Annotated in this window: 4 protein-coding genes; 3 read left to right on the forward strand and 1 reads right to left on the reverse strand. The window is 65.3% G+C overall.

Features of this window, described 5'->3' with window-relative positions; genetic code table 11:
- Positions 1 to 262: 262 nt before the first annotated feature.
- Entirely contained in the window at positions 263 to 1210 is a 948-nt protein-coding gene (locus tag EA346_RS12780) for a PDC sensor domain-containing protein (protein WP_296759198.1), read from the reverse strand.
- Between the two features lie 162 nt (positions 1211 to 1372).
- Between EA346_RS12780 and EA346_RS12785 the strand changes: the two genes are divergently transcribed.
- The 3 genes from EA346_RS12785 to EA346_RS12795 are packed head-to-tail and all read left to right on the forward strand — an operon-like array spanning position 1373 to position 3123.
- Positions 1373 to 1579, forward strand: a complete 207-nt coding sequence (locus EA346_RS12785; RefSeq protein ID WP_296759199.1) for a DUF2061 domain-containing protein — start codon at positions 1373 to 1375, stop codon at positions 1577 to 1579.
- Between the two features lie 4 nt (positions 1580 to 1583).
- Positions 1584 to 2063 (forward strand): GNAT family N-acetyltransferase, encoded by a 480-nt coding sequence (locus EA346_RS12790; protein ID WP_296759202.1) that lies wholly within the window; start codon positions 1584 to 1586, stop codon positions 2061 to 2063.
- Positions 2064 to 2115: 52 nt separating this feature from the next.
- Positions 2116 to 3123, forward strand: a complete 1008-nt coding sequence (locus EA346_RS12795; protein WP_296759203.1) for a 2-hydroxyacid dehydrogenase — start codon at positions 2116 to 2118, stop codon at positions 3121 to 3123.
- Positions 3124 to 3682 lie beyond the last annotated feature (559 nt).

Here is a 3682-nt window from a genome sequence, read left to right on the forward strand (position 1 = left end):
TGTGCGGCCCCAATTTCTGCTCGATGAAGATCACCCAGGACGTGCGCGACTATGCCGCGAAGCAGGGTGTGTCCGAGCAGGAGGCGCTGGAAAAGGGCATGCAGGAGAAGGCCGCCGAGTTCGTGACCGAGGGCGCCCGGATCTACCGCGAGGTATAAGCCCGGCGCGCAGCGCCTCTGGAGTGCGGCGGCTTGCCGCCGCTATGGGACGTGCGCGCAAGCTTCCGCTGCCGGAAAGCGGGAGCAAGTTCCCGTGCTCCACATCAGTCGTCGCTGCCCAGCCAGAAGCCCACGGAACGGTCCAGGAAGTCCTTCCAGGTCATGTAGTGCGAGCCGTCGCAGGAGAAGGTCAGGCTGATCATGCCGTTGAAGATGTTGAGCGACGACGAACGCAGGTAGACCGTCTCGTCGGCGAAGCGCAGGTGCTTCAGGTTCTCGAGGATCCGGGGGATCGCGTCGGCGGGCATCAGTGCGTTCGTCGGGTAGGGCATGCTGGGAAAGGCCAGGCAGGTGTCGGGATCGCTGAGTGTCTCGTGGGTCAGGATGCGGTAACGGTAGGGGTCCTCCAGCGTCCAGACCGTGGCCCGGCTGCTGGAGAAGTGCAGCACGCACTGGAATACCCCCCGTTCGGTGAAGAGCTCCTCGAGGACCGAGAGGACGCTGTCCATGTCGCGGTCCATCAGGCTCTCCGTGCGCGTCTGCAGGAAGACGGTGCCGCGAATCGACGGGTCCCCCTTGATCTGGCGCCACTCCGTGGACTCTTCGTACAGGCTCCCGGTGGTCGGCAGGTTGCGCAGATCGAAATCCGCTCCCAGGAAACCCAGGACCGTACCGTCGGCGTCGCGGATCAGCTGCAGGGCCGTGAGCGACGGCCGCCGGCCCAGCAGGCTGATGTAGGCCTCGGAGAGCAGGAACCCGTCCGCCGGCACGACCTGCTTCAGATACGGGCGCTGTGAGCGGTCGCGCCCGAAGTGCTCCGGCAGCAGGCACGCATGAGAGGCGTTGTCGCTGATCTGGATGCCGCCGGTGTTCAGGGCGTAGACGAAGGTGCACTGCGGCAGCTCGCGTATCGATTCCTGGAGGACCCTCGAGAGTGCCTCGCGGCTGGACCACACCTCCGGCAGCCGCCGGGCAATGCCATCCAGAGGCTCCTGGAGCTCTTTCTGCAGCCGTCGCCGCGCTTCGTCAATGGTGTTCTGGAGTATGTCCATTCAGCTTGGTGTCCTGATGCGGCCCCCGGGTTCGAACCGTGAAGGGCCGTCTGATTGATTGGCCAATGCTATCATTTAGATAGTTTCAATTATCTTTCACTACTGCGTTTATCAGGGTAAAACTGGTGCCAAGGTTACTGGGTTGAAACAGGAGGCACTGTCATGATCAAGACCATCTCGTTCGGCATCGTCCATTTTACGGTGGCTTTCGCCGTGGTGTTCGCGCTGACCGGCAGCCTGGTCATCGGCGGCCTGGTGGCCGTGATCGAGCCCCTGGTCAACACCCTGGCCTATCACTACCACGAAAAGGTCTGGGATCGGATCCGGGGCCGCGCCCAGGTGCAGCCCGCCACCGTGCTGCAGGGTTGATGCCATGACCGAACCCAGCCTGATCCGCGATGCAGCCAGGGTCGATCTCGACGCGGTGAATGCCGTGGTCGAGGCGGCGATCCACACCTGGAAGCTGCCCGAGCGCGTCAAGCGCCTGGCCCTGCCGGTCTACCGCTACACTCCGGAGGACCTCGGGCACCTGCAGCTTCGAGTGCTGGAGCAGTCCGCCGGCGTCGTCGCCGTCGCCGCCTGGGAGCCGGCCGACCCGCGCGACCTGCCCGGAGCGGGGTCGGGGATGCTGCTGCACGGCCTCTATGTCGATCCGGAGCGGCACGGGCAGGGCCTCGGGGCACGATTGCTCGACGACGCGTCTGGAGCGGCCCGGATGCGCGGTCATGATGGCATCGTTGTCCGGGCGCAGGCCGATGCCGAAGGCTTCTTCGCGCGCCGCGGCTTCACGCGCCTGCCGGTTCGGGACGAGGCGCGCGACTACGCGGCGCGGCTGTGGCTCCCGCTCTCATAAGGGGTCCGGTCTGGTAATCTAGAGGGCTCTCCAATCCCTGAGAGGCATCTCGATGAGCGATTCCCGCGAATGCCGTGTTGCGGTCTTCAGCGCGCAGAAATACGACCGCCTGTTTCTGACCCAGGCCGCGACCGACAGCAACGTCCAGTTCCATTTCCTCGAGCCTCGGCTGGAGCCGGATACCGTGATCCTGGCGCAGGATGCGACGGCCGTCTGCGCCTTCGTGAACGACCGTCTGGACGCCGAGGTGCTCAAGGCCCTGAAGGAGTCCGGGATCGACCTGGTCGCCCTGCGCTGCGCGGGCTTCAACAACGTCGATCTGCAGGCGGCGGAGGATCTCGGGATCCGGGTCGCACGCGTGCCCGCCTATTCGCCCAGCGCCGTCGCGGAGCACGCCGTGGCGCTAATCATGACCCTGAACCGCAAGACCCACCGTGCGTTCAACCGGGTCCGCGAGGGGAACTTCCTGCTCGACGGGCTGATCGGCTTCGACCTCAACGGCGGCACCGTCGGGATCGTCGGCACCGGCAGGATCGGTCGGACCTTCGGGCGCATCATGCAGGGCTTCGGCTGCGAGGTGGTGGGATTCGACCCCTATCCCGACCCGGAGGTCGAGGAGATGGGCATCGAGTACCTGCCCTGGGACGCTTTCCTCAGTCGCTGCGACATCATCAGTCTGCACTGTCCGCTGACGCCGGAGACCCACGCCATGATCGACGCCGACGCGATCGCGTTGATGAAGCCCGGCGTGATGCTGATCAACACCAGTCGCGGCGCGATCATCGACACCCAGGCGGTCATCGCGGGTCTCAAGAGCGGGCGCATCAGCAGTCTGGGCCTGGATGTCTACGAGCAGGAAGAGAACCTGTTCTTCAAGGACCTCTCCGACGAGGTCATCCAGGACGACCTGTTCCAGCGGCTGCTGACCTTCCCCAACGTGCTGGTCACCGGACACCAGGGCTTCCTGACCCGGCAGGCGATGGAAGAGATCGCCCGCACCACCGTCGACAACCTGCGCTGCCTGAGCAACGACGAAGCCTGCCTCAACCGGCTGGTGTAGGTTCGTCCGTCGCTACGCACCGTGCCATGTCCATGGTCGTGCCCATGGCCGACACGGGTGCGCCGTGGCCGGACGCGCTCAAGCCGTCCATGGGCGCTCGATGGCGGCTGTCCGCGGCTGCGTATGGCCCATGCGTGGGTTCCGTGGCCGGACACGCTCAAGCCATCCCTGGGCGCTCGATGGCGGCCATCCATGGCCGCCAACGGTCCGGCCACGGCACCCCCGCACGGGCCTTCAGCCCTTGGACCTGACCAAAAGTGCTCCGTAGCAGGGCACCCCTTCGCGTCTCCTGATGATCACGCAAGCTGCGCGAATGTTTTGGCGGTTTCGCTGCGGTCAATGCGATTTTTCCTGCCTGCGGAGGATCCGTGTTGAGCGGTCATGAAGGCAGTTGCAAGGGGCGCGCCCCGTGTTAAGGTCTTGGCGGGTCTGTTGGAGACGCGCGTCTTCACCTGCGGAGAGCGCATTGCACGGCGCTTGGGTGCCCGTTGCTGGAGCGATGCAAAGCCGCAAACCGTAGGTCGGGTTAGCCCAAAGGGCGTAACCCGACGGGTTTCGC

Origin of the sequence: Thioalkalivibrio sp. (genome assembly GCF_007692535.1) — a bacterium.
Lineage (GTDB): Bacteria > Pseudomonadota > Gammaproteobacteria > Ectothiorhodospirales > Ectothiorhodospiraceae > Thioalkalivibrio.